Here is a 20,378-nt window from a genome sequence, read left to right as displayed (position 1 = left end):
CGCGAGGAGATGCAGACCGGGAACGCGCAACTGCGCAGCGAGTTGCGCGAGGAGATGCAGACCGGGAACGCGCAACTGCGCAACGAGTTGCGCGAGGAGATGCAGACCGGGAACGCGCAACTGCGCAGCGAGTTGCGCGAGGAGATGCAGACCGGGAACGCGCAACTGCGCAACGAGTTGCGCGAGGAGATGCAGACCGGGAACGCGCAACTGCGCAACGAGTTGCGCGAGGAGATGCAAGGCATGCAGACTCAACTACGCGCAGAGATGCAGGACATGAAGAACGAACTGCGCTCAGAAATGCAGGACATGAAGATTGAACTACGCACTGAAATGCACGAAACGAAGAACGAACTGCGCTCGGAGATGCAGGACATGAAGAACGAACTGCGCACAGATATGCGCGACATGCATACCCAGCTGCGCAATGAGATGCAGTTTGGCTTTGCAACGATTCTGGACAGGTTTGACGACTTCGCCGCAAGAACGACCAGACTCGAAAGCGACATGTACCGCATCCGCAAAGCGTAACCGGCATCGGACGCCTCTGCTGCGCCGCACAAGGAAAACAACCTTCATCCCGCCGAACAAGCAGGATGAAGGTTGTTTTTTGCCGCCGCGGGATGCGCCATGGAAAACTACCGAAATACCCGGATGACGTGCCCTCCGCAGCCGCACTGATCGATATAGCGGATTTCCTTGAACGAAATGCCCGCTTCCCCAAGCTTCGCGATCAATTGGGGGATCAGCCACTGATGCGGATCGCCGCACTCGCCGGGCGTCACGATATTCACATAACAGCCCGGGGCGGTTTTCGCCGCTCCGCTCAGGCACTCGGGCAAAATCTCTTCCGGATGCTCCACGTAATAAGCATCCTCGAGATTCAACGACCAGTCCCTTTCCTTCACCGTCAATGTTTTATACATGTGCGGTCCCTCCCGTTACACTTCTTTACACCTCCATTGTACCAGACTCCGCTTCGGGAACTGTGATTTCGCTCACTCCAAAAATTCCCGCAACATCCATTCGAACAATCGCTGCGTATCGCCGATGGGAAACACGGCGGCATCGCAGGTAAACTCCGGATTCCAGGAGACGACGGCGGCCACATGCTCCAATTGCCGGACCAGTTCGGCGTCTTCTTCCGCTCTGACCATCACGATTTTGGGATACCGTTCCTGTTTGAACCCTTCCACCAGCACGATATCCACGCCTTGCATATGCTGCAGGATTTCATCCAGCGATGAACCGGTTTCAGCCATGATCGCCGTTCGCGCAGCGGAGGCAATCGCCGTGATCGCCGCTCCCGCACGGCGATGGCGCCAAGTATCCGTTCCTTCATGATCCACCTCGAACTGGTGGGCGTCATGCTTCACGGTGCCGACCTTATACCCCGCCTCCGACAAGTTGCGGATCAGTTGCTCCAGCAAGGTTGTTTTTCCCGCATTTTTATACCCGACGATTTGAATAACGGGCGCACTCATTCCGCTCACGCTCCCCCCAGAGGGATAATCGTTACGATTTCCCCCCTCGCGATGCCCGTTTTTGTCGGCGGGATCACAATCAGACAATTGGCATCCTGAATGGCGATGATCGCGCTCGATTTATCCAGACCGACCGGCGCTACTTCGATCTTGCCATCCCGGCTTTGCCAGAAACCGCGGACAAACCGTGTATAAGCATTCACCTTGCCATAATCGTGGGCAAGTGAAGCAGTAAGCTCCCGAACCGGTTCCGCGACGCCGCCCTGCATACCGGTCAAGACGGGACGGACGAACAATTCAAAGCCGACGAAACAAGCGGAAGGGTTCCCGGAAAGGCCGAACAGAAATTTATGCTGCCATATGCCCGCCGTGGTCGGGCTTCCCGGCCGCATGGCGATTTTATTGAACAGCGTCGTGCCTCCCCAATTGGTGAAAAAGTCGGCCATGATGTCATAATCGCCAACGGAAACGCCGCCCGTTGTGACGATGAGATCCGCATCCGACGCCAGAATTTCCTCGAGCATTCGTTCCGCTTGCCCGTAATCGTCGGGAATCGATCCGACAAGCTGCGGTTCTCCCCCGGCCGAAATGATTTGGGCCGCCAGCATATAGGCATTGCTGTTCCTGATCTTTCCGGTTTGCAACGGCTCCGATACTTGCAGCAATTCCGTTCCGGTGGAAAGAATCGCCACTTTTGGCCTGCGGAAAACGTTCACTTGCGAATAGCCCAAAGCGGCCAGAATGGCCGTTTGCCCCGCCCCGATCACCTGGCCCTTCACAAGTACCAGCTCGCCGCGGTCGGCCTCGTCGCCTATCGAAGTGATATTGGTGCCGCGGGCATCCGTCTTGCGAATGATGACGTGAGTTCGGCCGCCCTTGGCGATTTCTTCGGTCATTTCCAGCATGATGACGGCATCCGCACCATCGGGCACCATGCCGCCGGTCATAATTCGCGAAGCTGTGCCGGGTGTTATTGCGTGCAGAGGCGCTTTCCCGCAAGGAATATGCTCGATCACCTCCAAAACAACAGGCATGGACGCGGAAGCATTCGCAATGTCTTCGCTTCGAACCGCATAGCCGTCCATCCCGGATCGTCTGAAATGGGGAATGGGCTCCTCCGTGCTCACGTTATCCGCCAACCTGCGGCCGATCGACTCCAGAAGTCCGACCTCCACGGCATCGATCGGTCGAACGCGATCCAGTAAAGCTTGCCGGGCTTCCTCCGCCGTCAACGCGTTGCGCTGGAATTTATTCGGTTTGCGAAACCGCAGCTTGTAGCGGAGATTGGCATTCTCGTCATCGGACACAAACACCATCTCCCGATCCGTTTGCTCCATACGCGTCCTGCCCTCTCCAAAGACAGGAATCGCCAGAAACTGAACCTCGTTGAAAAAAAACTGCACATGCGTTTTTTCGTCATTCCAACGAACATGATGCAAGGTGCGTGTTGTCTGCGGGGCGAGCGGGTCGCTCCCGGCCACGTCTTCGATGACAACCTCCACCGCTGTGCCGGTATAGGCGCCGAACCGCAACTCCCAGTCCATCTTAATCCCCTTCCCTTCAAAAGGCAGTCCAAAAAGCCGGCTTTTTGAACTCTTACTTCAATTGACAGCAGCCCGCACCTTCCTTCGGAGTGACAAGGATGCGATAACCGCTCAGGCATTCGAAACTTTCCGGCTCCATGCAGGCTTCCAGGTGCAAAATCACTTCTTGCTCCGTACTCCAAGTCGACAAGCCGTTCACCTGGGCGACGGCGATATCCAGCCCCTCTTCCCGTTTCCGGTCGATGAAGCACGAGCTCCGCGATGAAAACAGCCGGCGCATCTGCGTCTCGATTTCCGGAAACGGGGACGCTTCCGCGGTTTGCCGCCGAATAAAACACAGGTCGACCCTATATTCGCTAAGCACTTGCCTCAGCTCCCCGTTCCAGCAGCAGCTGCTGCCGGGTAATGTCGCTAAACATGCCCGCATAATAGATGACTTCGCCTGCATCGTTCTTCACCGAACTGATCGTAAGCCATTCCATATAAATATCGCCGTTCTTTTTCCGGTTCCAGATGGCTCCTTGCCAGAACCCCTTGGTGCGCAAACTTTCCCACATTTGATCATAAAACAGTTTATCCTGCTTGCCCGATTTCAACATACTTGGCGTTTGCCCGATCGCTTCCTCCGGCGCATAACCGGTCAACCGGGTGAAAGCCGCATTCACGGACTGGATGACGCCTCGCACATCCGTGATCATAATGCCTTCCACCGTATTTTCGACGATATTGGCGGCAAGCGTCAACCTTTCCTGAAAAAACATCCAGACGACAAGGATCAGACTGGCCAAAGCAATTTGCGACAAGGCCATGAATCCGATCGCGTAGTGCCCGGTAATGTTGAACAGGATCGTCAGAATGAGCGGAGGGAAGAAGCCGCCCAATCCCCCCATGGCCGAAATGATGCCGTTGGCGATTCCCGCCTGTTTGGTGAAATAGAGCGGCACCAGCTTAAAAATCGTGCCGTTGCCGGTGCCGGCACAGAACGCCACTGTCAAACAACCGATCGTATACAGGCGCATGGACGGCGCAAACGATAGCAAAATGGCCGCTGCCGTCAACCCGACAAACACGAACATCAAAATTTTGAACGGATTAAACCGGTCTCCGAGCCACCCGCCCACCGGCCGCATCGCCGTAGCGAGGACGATGAACCCCGCCGTACGCATGCCCGCATCGACTTTGTCCAGCTGAAAGTGGCTGACCAGAAAGTTCGGCAAATACACCGTAAACGCAACAAACGAACCGAAGGTCAGGAAATAAAACAGGCAAAGAAACCACAGTTTTTCGTTGCGCGATACGGCTTTGATTTGCTCGAGCAGCGGCGTTTTGACGGAAGCCTCTTGCCGGTCTCCGAGCAGAAAGTTCAGCCCGGCCAATACGAGCAGAACGCCGCTGTAGAGGAGCACCGTCCGGGACCAGCCGAGATAAACGGCAACGACCGGAGCGCCGAAAGCGGACAGGGCCGTTCCCAAATTGCCGATGCCGTATATGCCGTTGACGAAACCGTGCCGCTCCTTCGGATAGTATTGGGGCAGCGAGGTAACGCCAACCGAAAAGACGGCGCCGCCGATCCCGAGGAACAAGCCGCCTGCGATCAGATCCGCAAACGAGTTCGCCTGGCTGATCCAAAAAACCGGCGCCAGAAGCAGCACGAAGCTGGCCATAAACAGTTTCCGGGCGCCGTACCGATTGGTCATATACCCGAATGGAATCCGCATCACCGATCCGAACAGGATGGGTATGGCCGTGACCCAGGCCAGCTGCGACGGCGACAGCGCGATGTCTTCTTTAATGTAAGGCATTAGCGACGAAAGAATGACCCACACCATAAACCCCAGCACCAGGCTGACCGTTTGCAGCGGAAGCTGCAGCTTCTTTACGTTCATTTCACATCACGCTCCCGGCGATAGATCAAGACGGCGATGGGGAATAACGCCAGATTGAGGGCGGCAAACACGACCACGGTGCCGAATTTATCGTAAAAGAAGGCATTTACCGCTTGCTGCGTACAAACAATGTTCAGAAACAGAACGACGCTGAGCAGAATGACGCCGCGGTAACTACGTTTCATATCGCTTCACTCCCGTCGCCCAAATCGCTCCCTGCTCCTGCTTCAGCACAATTTCGGGAAGCGGTCGTCTTGGCGGGCCCGAAGTCGGCGCTCCCGTTGCCGGGTCGAACACGCCGTGATGGCAAGGGCACAACAGCTCTCCTTCTTCCTTGCTCCAGAAAACGGGGCATTTCAAGTGGGTGCAAGCGTTTTGGTACGCTTTGTATTCATTGTCGCCAAGCCGGATGAGCAGCGCCGCGTCATGCTCGCCCGGGTAGTGGAACTCTACCGCATCGCCTACCTTCAGCGAACTGACATCGGCAATCTTCGCGGCGGCATATTTTTTATCGCTGAGCCCGGTCAATTCCTTGACCGCTATCGCTCCCCATGGCAATGTCGAAACGGCGAACACGCCCGCGGCTCCCGCCATCACCTTCATGAAGCTGCGGCGATCCAGGCCGCGTTCCTTGTCTTTGCGTATGTTATGCGTATAATTGTCTTCGTCGAATGGAACCTGGTTGTTGGTTGCCTTGCGCTCCTGATCCATCGGGAATCCCCCTGTAACTTTGTTTTGGCTTGAAATAAGGCTTAAAATAACTTTGTCTTCCCTTGAAGAATGCCCGGCAGACTGATTTTCACATTCGTTTCGCCTTCCAGCGGGTCGACCGGCTCGCGGCTCGACATCCATTTGCCCAGCCGGACCTGCTCCTTCTTCTCCTTCAATTCTTCTTCCGTTACCCACTGCAGTGTATTGGTCGGACAAACCGACGCACACATCGGCGGGATGCCTTCCTTCGTGCGATCGTAACAGAGATCGCATTTGTACATCAGATTTTGTTCGTCATCGAATTTGGGGATCCCGTAAGGACAGGCGATCGTGCAGTTTTGGCAGCCGATGCACTTCTCCACCAAGGCCGACAACACGGCGCCTTCCGGCGTAATTTGAATCGCTTGCGCCGGACAGCTGCGCGCGCATGCCGGGTTGACGCAGTGCAAGCACATCAGCGGAATCGTCTGGCGATTGACAAGCGGATTCACATCGTAGACGTAGTTCCGATTGCGCTGGTCATGGCCGCCGCATTGCGTACAAGCGGCAAGGCAGCTGCGGCAACCGATGCAGTTGTCCATTTCGATATAGAGATATTGTTTCATACGCCCTCCTGAACTTTTGCAATTTGCGCGGCGCACACTTTAAACTCCGGCATGCGCGACATCGGGTCGAGCGCAGGAATGGTGAGCAGGTTAACCGATTGATCGTGGCCAAAATGGTAAGGCACAAAAACCGTATCCTGGCGAATCGCTTCGATCACTTTCACTTTATAGATCACTTCTCCGCGGCGCGTGTAGAGCCGCACGTTTTCATCGTGTTCGATGCCGTACCTCGCTGCCGTATCGGGGTGAATTTCCACATAAGGCTCCGGGCACATATCGTGCAGAAACGGAATTCGGCGCGTCTGGTTTCCGGATAAGTAATGATACACCACACGCCCTGTCGTAAGCCGGAGCGGATAGTCGGCGCAAGGCTCCTCCGCAGGCGGCCGGTAAGGAAGCGCGCACAGCTTCGCCTTGCCGTCCGCGTGATAAAACTGTTTATCGAGGAACATGTACGGCGTGCCGGGATCGTCTTCGCTTCTGCACGGCCAGAATACGCCGTTCTGCCTGTCGATCTTATCCCAGGTCGCGCCGTAATAATCGGCATAACCGCCTTTGGACGCCAGCCGGAACTCTTCGGCAACGTCCCTTGCCGTCTGCAGATGGCGGAAGTATTGTCCCCGCCCCAGCCGCTCGGCCAGTTCGACTTCGATCAACCAGTCGGGCTTCGATTCGCCGATCGGTTCCTGCGCTTTGTTGATTTTGATAATGCGGCCTTCCAGGTTCGTGACCGTTCCTTCATCCTCCGACCATGTCACGGACGGCAGCACCACATCGGCAAACTCCGCGGATTCCGACAGGAAGATGTCGGAGCAAACCATGAAGTCCAGACTTTTCAGCGCAGCGCGGACGAAGTTTTGATTCGGTGCGGATACGGCCGGATTGGAGCATAACAAATACAGCCCGCGAATCGTTTTTTCCGCCATCAGCTCGAACATTTCGTAGGCCGAAACGCCAGGCTGCGGCATTTCTTCGGGTGCAATGCCCCATACTTTGCACACTTCCGCCACATGCTTCGGATTCGTGATTTTGCGATAGCCGGGCAGCGCGTCCGCCTTCTGTCCGTGTTCGCGGCCGCCTTGCCCATTGCCTTGCCCCGTGAACGTAGCCACGCCGGACTTCGGGCGCCCGATCTTGCCGGTGACCAGACACATGTTCGTGTAAGCGGATACGTTGTCCGAACCTTTATGCTGCTGCTCGATGCCGCGGGCAAACATGACGATCGCGTCCGGCGCCTTGCCGTATATTTCCGCCGCCCGAACCAGCTTCTCCGGCGCAACGCCGGTAATTTCGCTCGTATATTCCGGCGTGAACAGGCTGACGGCTTCGACCATTTCCTCGTAACCGTTCGTATGTTCGCGTACGAAATCTTCGTCCGCGTATCCGTTCTTGACGAGCAGGTTGACCATACAATTCGCCAGCGCAAGATCGGTTCCCGGGCGCAAGTCGAGGTGAACGTCCGCCCTTCGCGCTATCGGGGTTTCCCGCGGGTCGGCCACAATCAAATAACCGCCGCGATTCTGCACCTCCCAGACGCGAAACATCGAGGTCGGATGGCATTCCGCCGTGTTGCTTCCCGCGATGAACAAGCAGTCCGTTTCATGCAGATCGGTCCATGGCAAGGTGGATCCCCGGTCGACGCCGAAGGAGCGCAAAAACCCCGCGGCGGCGCTTGACATGCAGAAGCGGCCGTTATAGTCGATATATCTCGTCTGCAGCGCCACCCGGGCGAATTTTCCGGTCAGGTAGCACTTTTCGTTCGTCATCGACACCCCGCTGAACACGGACAAGCTGTCTTTCCCGTATTCGGCTTGCAGCTGCTGAAATTTGCGGGCGATCAACTCGTACGCTTCCTCCCAGCTGGATTCGCGAAATCCGTCCTTGGTCCCTTTCAGCGCGGGATTGTCGCGAATCAGCGGCCGCAGCAGCCGGTCGTCGTGATTCGTTTGCTGATAGGCCGTTACTCCTTTGGGGCACATCTTGCCGAGCGTAACCGGCCAGTCGTAGCGGGGCTCGACGCCGATGATTTTATTGGTGGACTTGTCTACCCGCAAATTCATGCCGCATTGCATGCCGCAGTAAGAACAGTGCGTAGGAACAAGCGATTCGTTCGGATGTTGAATATTTGCAATCGTTTTGAAAAATTTATCCTTTGGCATTCTGGTTGGCCTCCTTGATTCCGATTTCATGCGTAGGCACGCCGGCAAAGCGGGACATCCGGTATTTCCGCCGGCACGGCAAACACAGCTCAGCCAGATGGAAGCCTTCCTTCATCCTGAATTCGATCTCATTCTGCTTCAGCACCGCGATCACATCGTCCGACTGTTCGACGGAAACGAATCCGGTCCCGCACACCTTGCACGTTTTCATCTGCCGCTCGCCGTAATGCTCGCGATAATTGCGCGCCAGCACGCTCATCGGCCGGAAAGGAATGTGAGCCAGCTTGCCGAAAGGCAAATAAATCAGCGTCACAATTACCGACCATTGGTGAACGACGCTCATGAGCGGATGGCCGAAGCCGTGAAGGAAAATATTGCTGAACGTGAGCCAAAGCCCGGTAATGCTAATAAACAGCAGCAAGTAAAGCGGCAAAAAATCGTAAACGAACGTTTGCTCCGCGCGCGCCTGCATATCCTTGAGCCGGCGGTACAGCGCCATGCAGACGCCCGCGATGACCATAAAGGCCGTGATGTTCAGCGCATTATAAAACAGGAAAGCAATGATCCCGTCCGCCTTTACTTTCATCAGATCGATCCCGAAGCCCACCACGGTGTAGGTGCCGTTATCCCCCATCGTAAAATACATCCACCCGAACACGAGCGGGAACGTCACGAAGCAGGACAAGATGCAGCCCCATCCCAGCAAGACGTGCTGCGTCCAACGATACCACCCGCGATGCCAAATAAACCGATAGGTCGCCAGATGCTCCACCGACGTTTTTGGCGTCGATTTGCGAAACAGCAGCTTGATGCCTTTTTTCAAAATCAGCCTCGTTGGCGGGCGCTCGGCCCAGGCGATAAAACGATAATAAAACCCGCCGATAAACGCCACCGTCCCGACCATATAGCCATACAGCGCCAAATCAATGTGCGTAAAAAACCGCGACCCGATATACATCAGCACGATCAGACAGCTAACGGTCAAAAAAACCAGCTTGGCGAATTTGGATGCGAAGGCACGATCCATGTCCATTCTCCTTCATACTTGCTTCATTTACCTCCATTAGACCAAACGAACGGAGAAAGCGCAGTGATGCAGGTCACAAATCGGGGTGCGGGGACGCGCCGCCGGCACCATTTTCAAAAAGCCGACAAATACAAAAAAACAAGAAATCGGCGATTTCTTGTTTGGGTAGGCGGATAGCCGCTTATTCTTTCCAATCGTCCTTCAGGACCATCATGGCCGCGCCGATCATATTTCCCTTGTTCAGCTTATAGGCGGGCTGGATTTGCAAGCTTTCCCGGAAAACCGGCATCGTTCGCCGCGTCACTTCTTCTTGCAGCCGAGCGAATAACGGCGCTCCGATTTCCGACAATCCGCCGCCGATGACGATCTTCTCGGGGTTAAAAGCATGAATCAAGCTCATCAGCGCCGTGCCGAGCGCTTGAATCGCTTCTTCCATCACTTCCGTTGCGCAAGCGTCGCCTTCCAGCCAACGCTCGACAACTTGACGCGTGTCCGGCGAGTCAAGCCCGCTTTTGCTTTTCAGCTGCATTCGGCGGGCGATCCCGGTTCCCGAAGCGTACAACTCCACACACCCGACCCCGCCGCAGTGGCACGTTTCGCCGCGGAAATCGACCGAAATGTGGCCGAACTCTCCCGCTCCTCCCCAAGCGCCGTGGACCAGTTTGCCGCCGATCAGCATCGCGCCGCCAATGCCGGTGCCAAGGGTCAGACAGAGCAAATGTTTCGTTCCGATGCCCGCGCCGAAATATTTCTCCGCAACGGCAAGCACGTTCACATCGTTATCGACGATGACAGGCACCTCAAACGTACGATGCAGCATTTCTTTAATCGACGTGCCGACATAGGCGGAGCAGCGATAATCTGCGACAGCATGGACCTTGCCGGTTGCAAACTCGATTTGTCCCGCGCTGCCGACGCCAATTCCTTTTATTCGCACATCCGGATGCCGTTCATGCAGTTGATTCAAGACCAAACGAATGCCTTCGACAATGTCGGGAACGATTGCCGGCGTTAACGCCACTGTAGGCAGATGATGGTCGAACAGAACGTTTCCGTGCTCATCCAGCACGCCAATGTTGATTTTGGTCCCGCCGATATCTACGCCAACCGCGTAACGGGACTCCGGATCGTACCAACCGCTCATGCCAATTCCTCCAACCTCCGCACGAATCTTACATTAATTTGTTGAAAATCGCCTGGTTCGTTCGCTCCATGTTTTCATGGCTCCGGGCATAATTTCGTTTGTAGCACTCGGTATACAACAGATCGACCAGGAACAGCTGCGAAGCTTTAACGGCCAGCAGGTTTTTGTTCTGGGAGGGCGAGCCGGCATCGTTCACCAGACTCAGCAATACCACATCGGCATATGGGGTGATGGGGGATTTGGCATATCGGGTAATGCAGACGATTCTGGCCTCGCTGCGTTTCACTTCTTTCATCAAATCGATCATGTCCCGGGTTGAACCGGAGTAGGAGAAACAAACGGCCAGGTCATTCGGCCCCATAGTCGACGCCGCAATCGTCTGAACGTGCACATCCGCAATATGCTGGACTTCCGGGTTGATTCGGATAAACCGTTGGAAAGCTTGCTGGGCTAACGTTCCCGAAGAACCGACGCCGAAGAAATACAGCTTCCTTGCCCCGGCGATCAAATCCACTGCCCGGTTCAAATCCTCGTAATGAAGCGACTTGAACGTAAGCTCCACAGCGTCGATCACACGATCTTTAATCTCTCTGCCGGTTTCGAACAGGCTTTGTTTGGGATCGACATCGTCGAGCGCCACGCCGCTTTGTTGGCCGGCGCCAATGCTTTGCGCAAGCAGCACTTTGAATTGCTGGTACCCCGTCGCCCCGACCGTCTTGCAAAATCGGAACACGGTGCTGTCCGCTACGCCGCAACGGTCCGCCAAGTCGGTAATGGTCATGTGCAAAACCTCGACCGGTTGCTGCAAGACATAATCCGCCACTTTCCGCTCGTTTTTCGTCAAGTCGCCGGACCGGGAATAGATGGCCGCGATCACGTCCGTAACCATGGATCTACCTCGCTTGATAGGAAGATAAAAATTCTTATAAAAATCATACCATAGGAAACGCGGAAAAGAAACGAAAAAAGGGAATTTATTTTCATTATTGAAAATTCATTCGTATTGTTGTATAACTGCTTTATTAGTGATTTCCCTTATAATCTCAGCATACAATGGGATTTCAGGCATTTTAGCAGGTGTTGAAATTGCGCTTCTCGGTTTCACTATTTTCATTTTTGAATATTATTTCGTTATTTTCGAAACTTGTTGTCGGAGGAGAACGGATGGCAATCCAATCGAAGTTATTCGCCGCGTTGAAGCATGGCCTTGTCGTATCCTGCCAAGCGCTGCCCCATGAGCCGCTGCACGATCCTTCTATCATGGGCAAGATGGCGTACGCCGCCATGTTGGGTGGCGCTGTCGGCATCCGGGCCAACAGCGTGGCAGACATTGCCGCAATCAGGAAGACGGTCGATCTGCCGATCATCGGCATTATCAAGGCCGATTATCCGAACAGCGACGTATTCATTACGCCTACGGAGGCGGAAGTGGCGGCCCTTGTCGCTGCGGGTGTCGACATGATCGCTATGGATGCCACTTCCAACCGCAGGCCGTCCGGCAAGTACCTGAACGACGATTTCCCCCGGATTCGCGAGCACTACCCCGACGCGTTATTTATGGCCGACTGCGCAACCGTCGGCGATGCGCGCAATGCGTCCGCGTTGGGCTTCGATTGTGTGGCCACGACCTTGGTCCCCGCCCCGTTCGATCCCTTGCTGGTGAAACAGTTTGGCGCAGCGAGTTCGGTACCGGTTATCGCCGAAGGCGGCATCTGGACGCCCGAACAAATGGTCGGCGCATTCGACAATGGCGCGCACTGCGTCGTTGTCGGCACCGCCATTACCCGGCCGATGGAAATCACGAAACGTTTTGTAGCGGCCATTCCTGGCGACAGAAACTCCCAAGGGGATTGTTGAACGGGGAAGCGGGGCAGAAGCGTTTCACCTGCCTCATCGTGCGGCTTCGGGCGAAATAGGCCATAAAAAATGGCCTATTCCGCAAGTCCCCTCTTGTTCCGCTGCGGTGTGGGAGGTGCGGCGAATGCCGACAAGTTCAACTGTTTGCGAATGTCCAGGGCCGGGAGCGGGTCGTTGACGGTCATCAGCATTGCGCCGCAGCCGAGCGCGTAATACACTTGCTGCTCCCGGTCGGGGCAGTAACACCAAGGCAGCACGCCCAGCTCGCGATAGTGCTCCACCAATTGCGGCGTCAGCAGCTGCATGCTGATGCCAACCGCCCACATCTTCGACACCGTCCCGTCCGGGCCGGGGACGAAGTTCGCCATAAGCTCCCCGGGAAAACCCTGCGTCTTTAACCCGTGCCTGTCATGAATATGCGCCAGCACGTCCGCATCGAAGCTCGTGAACACGCATCGTTCCAAATACCCGTAATCCTTCAGCATGGCGATCGCCGAATCGGCAACCGGTTTGGCTTCGGGATGCGGTTTCACTTCCACGTTCAACAGAACATCCGGATAAGCGGCAAGCAACTCGCATAACTCCTCCAGTGCAGGAATCTTCAGCCCCTCGTACGTTTTGCCGAACCATCCGCCCGCGTCGAGCCGCTTCAGCTCGGCGAGCGTATAATCGCTTACCGGTCCCGAACCGTTCGTTGTGCGATCGAGCGTTTCGTCGTGGATCACCATGACAACCTTGTCCTTGGAGAAGCGCAGGTCGAACTCCAGCATATCGACCCCCAATTCAAGCGCTTCCTGAAAAGCAAGCAGCGTATTTTCCGGGTAGGCCGATTTCCAGCCTCGATGCCCGGCAACGATTATGGAACTGTTCGTTTGAAGACGTTCGATCATTTGGCATTCCTCCAGTTGCACATTAACGACGTTGATGCCGGACTTGAGAAACGGCGTGAAGCGGACAACGGTGCGGTTCAAGCGGTTCGCTATGATTTCTCCTTTTATAACCCGATTCCTTCAAGGATCGCAAAATGACTGTTAAAAACTAAATATCCATCCGTGCAAATATTCGGAATGAAATCACCCATGGAATGCCAATGCTAACGTATACGAATAGGCCCGGTTTGGCGGCAGCTTGCGCCAGGGCCGTTAGGTGGACGAACGATGTCTATTTCATATTGGAAGTCATTGCTGAAACCGAATAAACGCAAGCCGGCGACTTTGGCCGCACCGCCCTATTCGGCGGTCGACGAAGCGGAGGGCGTCCCGGCGGGGCTCGAAGAAACGGTCGACCGGATCGACCGGCTGCTCGGCATGAACGACGATTTCACCATGCGCCGGTTCCACGTGTTCGGGCATTATGCGGCCGCCATGTTTTATTTCTCCAACATGGTCGATCAGGCGATTATCAATAACGATATTTTGAAACCGTTCATGTACACGCCTCCCCATCTGGAAGGAAAATCGTTTGCGCCCGAACAATTGCCGGACGTTCTGTTGAACGAATCGCTCTTTCACTCCGAAGGAACGAGGGTGAACAAGCTGTCGCTGGCGATCGAGGGGCTGCTGCGCGGTCAAACCGTTGTCGCTGTGGACGGGATGGACTGCATATTCCTGATCGGCACGCGCAACATCGAGAAGCGCTCGATCGAACAGCCGGCGACCGAACAAGTCATTCGCGGGCCGCGCGAAGGGTTCATCGAGCTGCTCGGCACGAATATCGCACTGCTGCGGTATCGCCTGCAATCGGCGGATTTTCGCGTCTATACGATGGAAATCGGGCGCAGAAGCAAATCCAAGGTCGCCATCTGCTATTTGCACGATTTGACCAATCCCGATCTCGTTCGCGAAGTGGACAAGCGGCTGCGAAACATCGATGTCGACGCCATACTCGACTCCGGCTACCTGGAACAATTTATTGAAGACAACCATCTGTCGCCATTCCCGCAGGTGCAGTATACCGAACGACCGGACAAAATCGTCGCCAATCTGCTCGAAGGCCGGGTCGGCATTCTGGTCGACGGATCGCCGCTTGCGTTGGTGGTACCGACGGTCTTCAGCCAATTTTACCAAACCGTCGAAGATTATACGGAACGGTTTCTGCTGATGAGCGCCATCCGGCTCGCACGGCTCGTGGCGCTCATCTTCTCACTCGTGTTTCCGTCGTTGTACGTGGCGATCATCTCCTTCAATCCGGAGCTGATCCCGACGGAATTCGCCGTTGCCGTCGCCGGGGGAAGGGCGGGCGTACCGTTCCCGGCTATCATCGAAGTGCTTGTGATGGAAGTGTCGATGGAAGTGCTGCGGGAGGCGACGATCCGCCTGCCCCAGCAGGTCGGCGGCGCGCTGTCGATCGTCGGCGTGCTCGTCATCGGCCAGGCGGCCGTTGCGGCAGGCTTCGCCAGTCCGATTACGGTCGTCATCATCGCCCTGACGACGATCGGCTCATTCGCAACACCTGCCTACAATGCGGCGCTCGCCTTGCGGCTGCTGCGCTTTCCGCTTATTATCATGGCCGGCATATTCGGTTTGTATGGCGTTATGATCGGACTGATCCTGATCATCAACCACCTGCTGTCGCTCAAATCGTTCGGTGTGCCGTACATGTCGCCGTTCGTGCCCGGCAATTTTCAAAGCATGAAGGACCTGATCGTTCGCGCACCGCTGTGGTGGATGAAGAAACGCCCCGTTGCCCTGCATACGCTGGATAACCAGAAAGAAGCCGACCATTTGGCGGAACGGTTCAGCAACACCAACCGGGATGTTCTCGACCCGCTGAAATTTAAACAACCGGAGGAGGAGCGATGAACGTGGAGCCCGAACGTCAAATCACCGTCATTCAGGCGGCAGCCGTCATGATTAGCACCATTATCGGAGTCGGCGTGCTGCCGCTGCCGTTGTTCGCCGTCCATGCGGGAGAATCCGGCGCGCCGATGGTGACGCTGTTCGCGGCGCTGTTCGCCTTCGCCGGTCTGTATTTGCTTACCCGGCTCGGCATGCGTTTTCCTTCCCAGTCGATCATCCAATACAGCGAAGACATTATCGGCAAGTGGCTCGCCTGGATTGTCAGCGCCGTCATCATCCTCTATTTTGCGCTGCTGACGTCGCTCACTGCGCGGGAATTCGGCGAAGTCGTCGTAACGTCTGTACTGAAGTCGACGCCGGTAGAAGTGACGGTTATCGTCATGCTGCTGCTGGCGGCGATTACGACGCGCAACAACATGACGACATTCGCGTACATTCACTTGTTTTACTTCCCGCTGCTGCTTGTCCCGGGCTTGTTGATCGTCACGCTTTCCCTGAAAAACGCCGACATCATCAATCTGCAGCCGATCTGGGGCAACGGTGCGTCGGCCAAAGCCATGCTGTCGGGTGTTTTTACCATCGCGTCGTTATTCCAGGGGGCATTCATCCAATCGGCGGTTATTCCGGCGATGCGCCGACCCGAACGGGCGATGCGGGCGACCGTTTGGGGGATGATCATCGCCGGGGGCCTGTACGTGCTGATCGTGACGGCTACCGTCTCCGTATTCGGCACCGAAGAGATCAAACAATTGCTTTGGCCGACGCTCGAGCTGGCCAAGGCGACCTCGCTGCCCGCCAATATTCTCGAACGTTTGGACGCCGCCTTTCTCGCCGTATGGGTGACGGCCGTATTTACGACGCTGCTGTCCAGTTATTTTATGACGACGTATTCGATCCGCCAGCTGTTTCGGCTTAGCGACCACAAGCTGTTTACGTTTTTCCTGCTGCCGTTCGTGTTCATCATTGCGATGCTGCCGCAAAACATTTTGCAAATGTACCGCATTATCGCGCAATCCGGCCAAATCGGACTCTACGTCACGATCGGATATCCGGGCGCACTGCTAGTGATCGCCATCCTTCGCAAGAAAAGGGGGGATCGCCGTGAAGGAAACAACGCGACCGGCGATGCCGCTTAAGCGCGTCGCCCTGCTGCTGATGCTGATGCTCCTGCCGATGCTGAGCGGCTGCTGGGATCGGCTCGAGCTCGAAGAACGCGCCGTCGTGCTGGGCATTTCGATCGACGCCGCGGCGCAGGAGGAAGTTGAAGCCTTGGAAGACGAAGTCTCCCATTTAAAAGGCAATTTCCCTACGCCGGGCACAGAACCGATCCGCCTTGCCGTACAAATCGCGCTGCCCGGACGCATTCCGCTCGGACCCGGGGAAGGCGGCGGCGGCAGCAATAACAACCAGACGATCTGGGTGGTCGATGTCGTCGGCCATACGATCGACGATGCCATCATGAATTTGCAACAGCAAATTTCCGGCCGGCTGTTTTTCGGCCATTTGCGCGTCATCGTCGTTTCGGAGGAAATCGCCAGGAACGGGCTGCAAAATTTGAATGACTACATGCGCCGCAATTCGGAGGTTCGTCGCATGGCCTGGCTGATGATCGCTCGAGGCAATGCCAAGGCGCTGCTGGACGCCAGGCCGAAGCTCGAGCGCGTCCCGACGCTGTATATGATCTCCACGCTCGACGACGCCGTCAAGCTGGGAAAGTTTCCGATGGATTATATCGGCATCTATTGGAGCAATTCCTCGAAGAAGGGGCAGGAAGGTTATCTGCCGTATGTGCAACTCATGAACCAACAGAATATCGAGCTCAAGGGCCTGGCTTACTTCAAGGGAGATAAAATGATCGGAGCGACGAAACCGCTCGAAATCGGTGCCTTCATGGGCGTCAAAGGGATGAATCCTGCCGGCTACCGCGGATCGATCAGCATCGACAATACCGGCAACTCCGTCTTGCTGTATTCCACGCACAGACAGTCGAAAATCGACGTCGCCATCGAAAATGGCCGGCCGCATTTCCGTGTTGTGATTGCAATCGAGCTCAATCTGGAGGAAAAAAGCAGCGAAAGCTTTCTGGTCGACCGGCCGGAGATGCTGGCCGATCTCGAAAAAAAGGACGAAGAGGCAGCAAACAAATTTCATGCCGAACTAATCAAAAAAACGCAAGAAAGCGGAGCCGATATTTTCGGTTTCGGCGAATTTCTGCGGGCGAAAAAACCGGGGTATTGGAACCGCGAAGTCAAAACGAAGGAACAATGGCAGAAGATGTACAAGGACATTCCGATCGACGTCACGGTCGATATCAAAATTCGCCGGATCGGCATGAAGGCGCGCTGACACTCTCGTGTGTGCCGCAATCGTCCGGAACCGACCTTCAACTGGAGGCGCTACGACCATGTTTCATCACGAATATACGTCCAGTTACTTCAATTATGCAGTGCCGCTGTGGCTGGTTGCCGGGTGCTTGCTGCTGATCGAAAGCAAAGGCTACGAACGGGACGACATGCCCAGGGAGATGAAGCTTGCCCAGTTGCTCGGATGGTTCAACATAACGCTGGGGGTCCTGCTGTTCATCGGCAACTGGGCGTTTAAAAAGTGGATTTGGTCGTGAGATCATTAAAATTTTCCGGTACAGTCAGCTATTCGACACGCCAATCGTTCCCGGTTGGAGCTTACAAGGCATAGTACCCTTCCGGAGCCGGGCCGCGCTCGACCCACTTGCCGTTGGTGAAGTCGGGGAACGCAACCGCCCCGCCGCCCAGATGCACCGACTGCTCGGAGAGTGCGGTTACGGCCATCCAGGCCGCCATGTCGTAAACGTCGATCGGCGGCGCTTTGCGTTCGGCGACGCTTTCGATGAACGCCCGGAGGCACAGGTAGTCCATGCCGCCATGGCCGCCGCGAACGCCGGCTTCCAGGTAATCTCGCCAGATCGGGTGCTCGTATTGCTGTTTGTAGCTGTCGAACGACTCCCAGGCGTGGGAGGGACTCTTCCCTTCCAGATGAATGACGTTGCCGTCCTCCATCCACAGTCCTTTGGTTCCCTGCACGCGTTGCCCGCGGGAATAAGGCCGCGGCAGCGAAGTGTCGTGCGTCAGCACGATCGTTTCGCCTTGCGCGCAGCGAATCATCGTTGTCACGATATCTCCGACCATGAAGTTCGCTTTGGCCGACGGATGGTCCGCTCCAAGATGCTCCGCCGCCCACAAATTGATCCCCCTCGCCTTGCTCGCCATAGAAGACAGGGCGACGAACCGGTTGCCGCGGCCGATGTTCAGGCATTTGGCGGCCGGGCCGAGCCCGTGCGTCGGATAAACGTCGCCGCTGCGGTGCAAATAGTTGTTCAGGCGGTAATGCCGCTTCTCGAAGCCGGACGATACTTCGTCGCGCAAGTCGTGTTCGTAGGCGCCCTGGCAATGGATAAGCTCCCCGAACAACCCTTGTCTGACCATATTGAGCACGGCCAGCTCCTCGCGGCCATAGCAGCAATTCTCCAGCAGCATGGCCTGCATTCCCGTCTCCTCCGCCGTGCGGACAAGCTGCCAGCACTCTTCGAGCGAAGCGGCCCCACCGACTTCCGAGCCGACGTATTTGCCCGCTCTCATCGCGGCAATCGCAATTTCCGTATGACTGGTCCAGGACGAAGCGACGATCACCGCATCCACGTCCGCACGGGCAAGCAGCTCCCGGTAGTCGGCGTAACTGTCCGGCGCGGGAGAACCGGCCGCCTCCGCTTCCTCGACGGCCAGCCGGCGTCTGTCCTCGTATTTGTCGCTGACCGCAACGACGGAGATGTCGTCCATGCCGAGCAGCAGCCCCATTAACCCCCGTCCCCGGTGGCCGAGTCCGATCACGCCAAGTCCGATTTTTTCGTTCAACGCTTTTCCGCTCATGTCGCGATATCCTCCCAATTGTGAATCGCAGCTTCCTGCGTTTCTATGGTATCATGATGACAACGGCTTGTGTTGTCGATCAACGATCAAAACTTGCGAATCAGCGATCATACTGAGAAGGGAGAGTGCCCGTTGGCTGCGGAGCGTTTCGTCCATCCTCATCCGGTCCCGCTGGACCCGGGCGAGTTCGTCCCGAGCGTGCATTGGGCCGAGCACCAGCGCATCGCTCCCGTTCACGGGGCGCAGCGAAGGCTGTACGACGGCGAGCTGATGTTCGTGTTTGCCGGAAGCATGGCGGTGCAATTCGCCGATCTTGCCGAACCGCTGATCTACGAGCGTGGCGACCTGCTGGTTATTCCCCCTGCCGTGCGCCACCAGGTTTCCATTGTTTCCGCGCCGGCAGCACAGCTGCTAGGCGTCCACTTCGACTTGTACGACGAGCTCGACTTGACGATTGTCGGGGATATGGTCGTGGCGGAGTCGGCGTTCCGGCCGGATTGGGTTTGCCGCTGGCCGTTCGTTTCGGACGGCGTGCCGGCGTTCGAACGCCGCTATCGCGGCGTCCCAAGGGAAATCGTCGGCTGGATGGAAGAAATCGGCGCGGAGTTCAAAGCGCAGCGTACCGGGTTCGAATTGGCTTGCCGGGGATATATGCAATTGATTGTGACGGCGCTGCTGCGCCTGCGGTCCGACAGACGGCGCCAGGCTCCGACCGCCTACCGCGAACCGCTGGAGCAGATCGCCGAGGAGATGCAGGTGAATCTGCAGCTGCCGTTCGCCAATGCCGATATGGCGAAGCGGCTCAACATCAGCGAGGACCATTATATAAGGCTGTTCAGGCGGCGGTTCGAAGCCGCCCCCCAGCAATATTTGCAGCGGCTGCGCCATCAGGCGGCCAAACGCTACTTGCGCGAAACGGCCGACCCGATCGAACAGATCGGCACTCTCGTCGGTTACGACGATCCGCATCAATTCAGCCATGTGTTCAAGAAGTGGCAAGGCGTCTCGCCCCGCTCCTACCGCAACATGTTCAGCATCGTGTAAGCATCGCGGAATCAATAACCGCGCATAGGGCGCAAACAAATAAGCCCGCGATGAACGCGGACTTATTTGCAGCGAATATGGCATTAAAGGATAAACACACCAGCGAATATGATTGCGAGCAAAATAAACAGAACAAGAATTCCGCCGATGCCGGTGAAGCCGGCTCCCACACTCATCGCCAATCCTCCCTTCAGATGCACCATACAGCATATGAAGG

General features: G+C 56.2%; 20 protein-coding genes and 1 pseudogene. 7 read left to right on the top strand and 14 right to left on the bottom strand.

Translation table 11 applies throughout. The annotated features are described in order from the left end of the window. A pseudogene (locus EXY20_RS39315) lies at window positions 1-531 on the top strand (hypothetical protein); the annotation flags it as partial. 107 nt (window positions 532-638) lie between these two features. Here the strand turns inward: EXY20_RS39315 and EXY20_RS33120 are convergent. The 12 genes from EXY20_RS33120 to EXY20_RS33065 all read right to left on the bottom strand — a co-directional run bounded on the left by EXY20_RS33120 (window position 639) and on the right by EXY20_RS33065 (window position 11,449). Then, window positions 639-926 (bottom strand): CGCGG family putative rSAM-modified RiPP protein, encoded by a 288-nt coding sequence (locus EXY20_RS33120; RefSeq protein WP_135556704.1) that lies wholly within the window; start codon window positions 924-926, stop codon window positions 639-641. A gap of 72 nt (window positions 927-998) precedes the next feature. Beyond that, the gene (gene mobB / locus EXY20_RS33115; RefSeq protein ID WP_135556703.1) at window positions 999-1,484 is read right to left on the bottom strand and encodes a molybdopterin-guanine dinucleotide biosynthesis protein B; all 486 of its coding nucleotides are present in this window, start codon (window positions 1,482-1,484) and stop codon (window positions 999-1,001) included. A 5-nt stretch (window positions 1,485-1,489) separates the two neighbouring features. After that, the gene (locus EXY20_RS33110; RefSeq protein WP_235886318.1) at window positions 1,490-3,028 is read right to left on the bottom strand and encodes a molybdopterin molybdotransferase MoeA; all 1,539 of its coding nucleotides are present in this window, start codon (window positions 3,026-3,028) and stop codon (window positions 1,490-1,492) included. A gap of 52 nt (window positions 3,029-3,080) precedes the next feature. Beyond that, window positions 3,081-3,392, bottom strand: a complete 312-nt coding sequence (locus tag EXY20_RS33105) for a hypothetical protein (RefSeq protein WP_135556702.1) — start codon at window positions 3,390-3,392, stop codon at window positions 3,081-3,083. After that, window positions 3,385-4,914, bottom strand: a complete 1,530-nt coding sequence (locus EXY20_RS33100) for a nitrate/nitrite transporter (protein ID WP_135556701.1) — start codon at window positions 4,912-4,914, stop codon at window positions 3,385-3,387. The genes EXY20_RS33105 and EXY20_RS33100 overlap by 8 nt, the downstream gene beginning before the upstream one ends. After that, window positions 4,911-5,099: a hypothetical protein gene (locus EXY20_RS33095; RefSeq protein ID WP_135556700.1), complete on the bottom strand. Its 189-nt coding sequence runs from the start codon at window positions 5,097-5,099 to the stop codon at window positions 4,911-4,913. Before EXY20_RS33095 ends, EXY20_RS33100 begins: the two co-directional genes overlap by 4 nt. After that, window positions 5,089-5,625, bottom strand: a complete 537-nt coding sequence (locus tag EXY20_RS33090; RefSeq protein WP_135556699.1) for a Rieske 2Fe-2S domain-containing protein — start codon at window positions 5,623-5,625, stop codon at window positions 5,089-5,091. The genes EXY20_RS33095 and EXY20_RS33090 overlap by 11 nt, the downstream gene beginning before the upstream one ends. Window positions 5,626-5,666: 41 nt before the next feature. Then, a complete protein-coding gene (locus tag EXY20_RS33085; RefSeq protein WP_135556698.1) occupies window positions 5,667-6,230 on the bottom strand; it encodes a 4Fe-4S dicluster domain-containing protein in 564 nt (187 codons plus the stop codon). Next, entirely contained in the window at window positions 6,227-8,389 is a 2,163-nt protein-coding gene (locus EXY20_RS33080; protein ID WP_135556697.1) for a molybdopterin oxidoreductase family protein, read from the bottom strand. The genes EXY20_RS33085 and EXY20_RS33080 overlap by 4 nt, the downstream gene beginning before the upstream one ends. Beyond that, on the bottom strand, window positions 8,376-9,416 hold the full coding sequence (locus EXY20_RS33075) for a hypothetical protein (RefSeq protein WP_135556696.1): 1,041 nt from the start codon (window positions 9,414-9,416) through the stop codon (window positions 8,376-8,378). Before EXY20_RS33075 ends, EXY20_RS33080 begins: the two co-directional genes overlap by 14 nt. A 181-nt stretch (window positions 9,417-9,597) precedes the next feature. Next, window positions 9,598-10,560 carry an ROK family protein gene (locus EXY20_RS33070; protein WP_135556695.1) on the bottom strand — a complete coding sequence of 321 codons (963 nt, stop codon included), beginning with the start codon at window positions 10,558-10,560 and terminating at the stop codon, window positions 9,598-9,600. A 28-nt stretch (window positions 10,561-10,588) separates the two neighbouring features. Then, a complete protein-coding gene (locus EXY20_RS33065) occupies window positions 10,589-11,449 on the bottom strand; it encodes a MurR/RpiR family transcriptional regulator (RefSeq protein ID WP_135556694.1) in 861 nt (286 codons plus the stop codon). A gap of 275 nt (window positions 11,450-11,724) precedes the next feature. On the opposite strand from EXY20_RS33065, the gene EXY20_RS33060 reads away from it, so the two are divergent. Then, entirely contained in the window at window positions 11,725-12,417 is a 693-nt protein-coding gene (locus EXY20_RS33060) for an N-acetylmannosamine-6-phosphate 2-epimerase (protein WP_207671369.1), read from the top strand. A gap of 74 nt (window positions 12,418-12,491) precedes the next feature. Here the strand turns inward: EXY20_RS33060 and EXY20_RS33055 are convergent, their stop codons facing one another. After that, window positions 12,492-13,307: a glycerophosphodiester phosphodiesterase family protein gene (locus tag EXY20_RS33055; protein ID WP_135556693.1), complete on the bottom strand. Its 816-nt coding sequence runs from the start codon at window positions 13,305-13,307 to the stop codon at window positions 12,492-12,494. Window positions 13,308-13,574: 267 nt separating this feature from the next. On the opposite strand from EXY20_RS33055, the gene EXY20_RS33050 reads away from it, so the two are divergent. From EXY20_RS33050 to EXY20_RS33035, 4 genes are read left to right on the top strand one after another with little or no spacing between them, the layout of a single operon-like run. Next, window positions 13,575-15,218, top strand: coding sequence for a spore germination protein (locus EXY20_RS33050; RefSeq protein ID WP_135556692.1), 1,644 nt, complete (start codon window positions 13,575-13,577; stop codon window positions 15,216-15,218). Window positions 15,219-15,220: 2 nt separating this feature from the next. Further along, entirely contained in the window at window positions 15,221-16,351 is a 1,131-nt protein-coding gene (locus tag EXY20_RS33045) for a GerAB/ArcD/ProY family transporter (RefSeq protein WP_135556711.1), read from the top strand. Then, entirely contained in the window at window positions 16,317-17,561 is a 1,245-nt protein-coding gene (locus EXY20_RS33040; RefSeq protein WP_235886317.1) for a Ger(x)C family spore germination protein, read from the top strand. The genes EXY20_RS33045 and EXY20_RS33040 overlap by 35 nt, the downstream gene beginning before the upstream one ends. Window positions 17,562-17,619: 58 nt before the next feature. Beyond that, on the top strand, window positions 17,620-17,835 hold the full coding sequence (locus tag EXY20_RS33035; protein ID WP_135556691.1) for a CLC_0170 family protein: 216 nt from the start codon (window positions 17,620-17,622) through the stop codon (window positions 17,833-17,835). Between the two features lie 61 nt (window positions 17,836-17,896). Here the strand turns inward: EXY20_RS33035 and EXY20_RS33030 are convergent, their stop codons facing one another. Next, complete coding sequence (locus EXY20_RS33030) at window positions 17,897-19,117, bottom strand: Gfo/Idh/MocA family protein (protein ID WP_207671368.1); 1,221 nt, start codon at window positions 19,115-19,117, stop codon at window positions 17,897-17,899. Between the two features lie 132 nt (window positions 19,118-19,249). Here EXY20_RS33030 and EXY20_RS33025 point away from each other — a divergent pair, with 132 nt between their 5' ends. Next, the gene (locus EXY20_RS33025; protein ID WP_135556690.1) at window positions 19,250-20,161 is read left to right on the top strand and encodes an AraC family transcriptional regulator; all 912 of its coding nucleotides are present in this window, start codon (window positions 19,250-19,252) and stop codon (window positions 20,159-20,161) included. Window positions 20,162-20,378 lie beyond the last annotated feature (217 nt).

Origin of the sequence: Paenibacillus cymbidii, assembly GCF_004764705.1 — a bacterium.
In the GTDB taxonomy this organism is placed as follows: Bacteria; Bacillota; Bacilli; order Paenibacillales; family NBRC-103111; genus Paenibacillus_AN; species Paenibacillus_AN cymbidii.
This window is presented reverse-complemented; position numbering and strand designations above follow the sequence as displayed.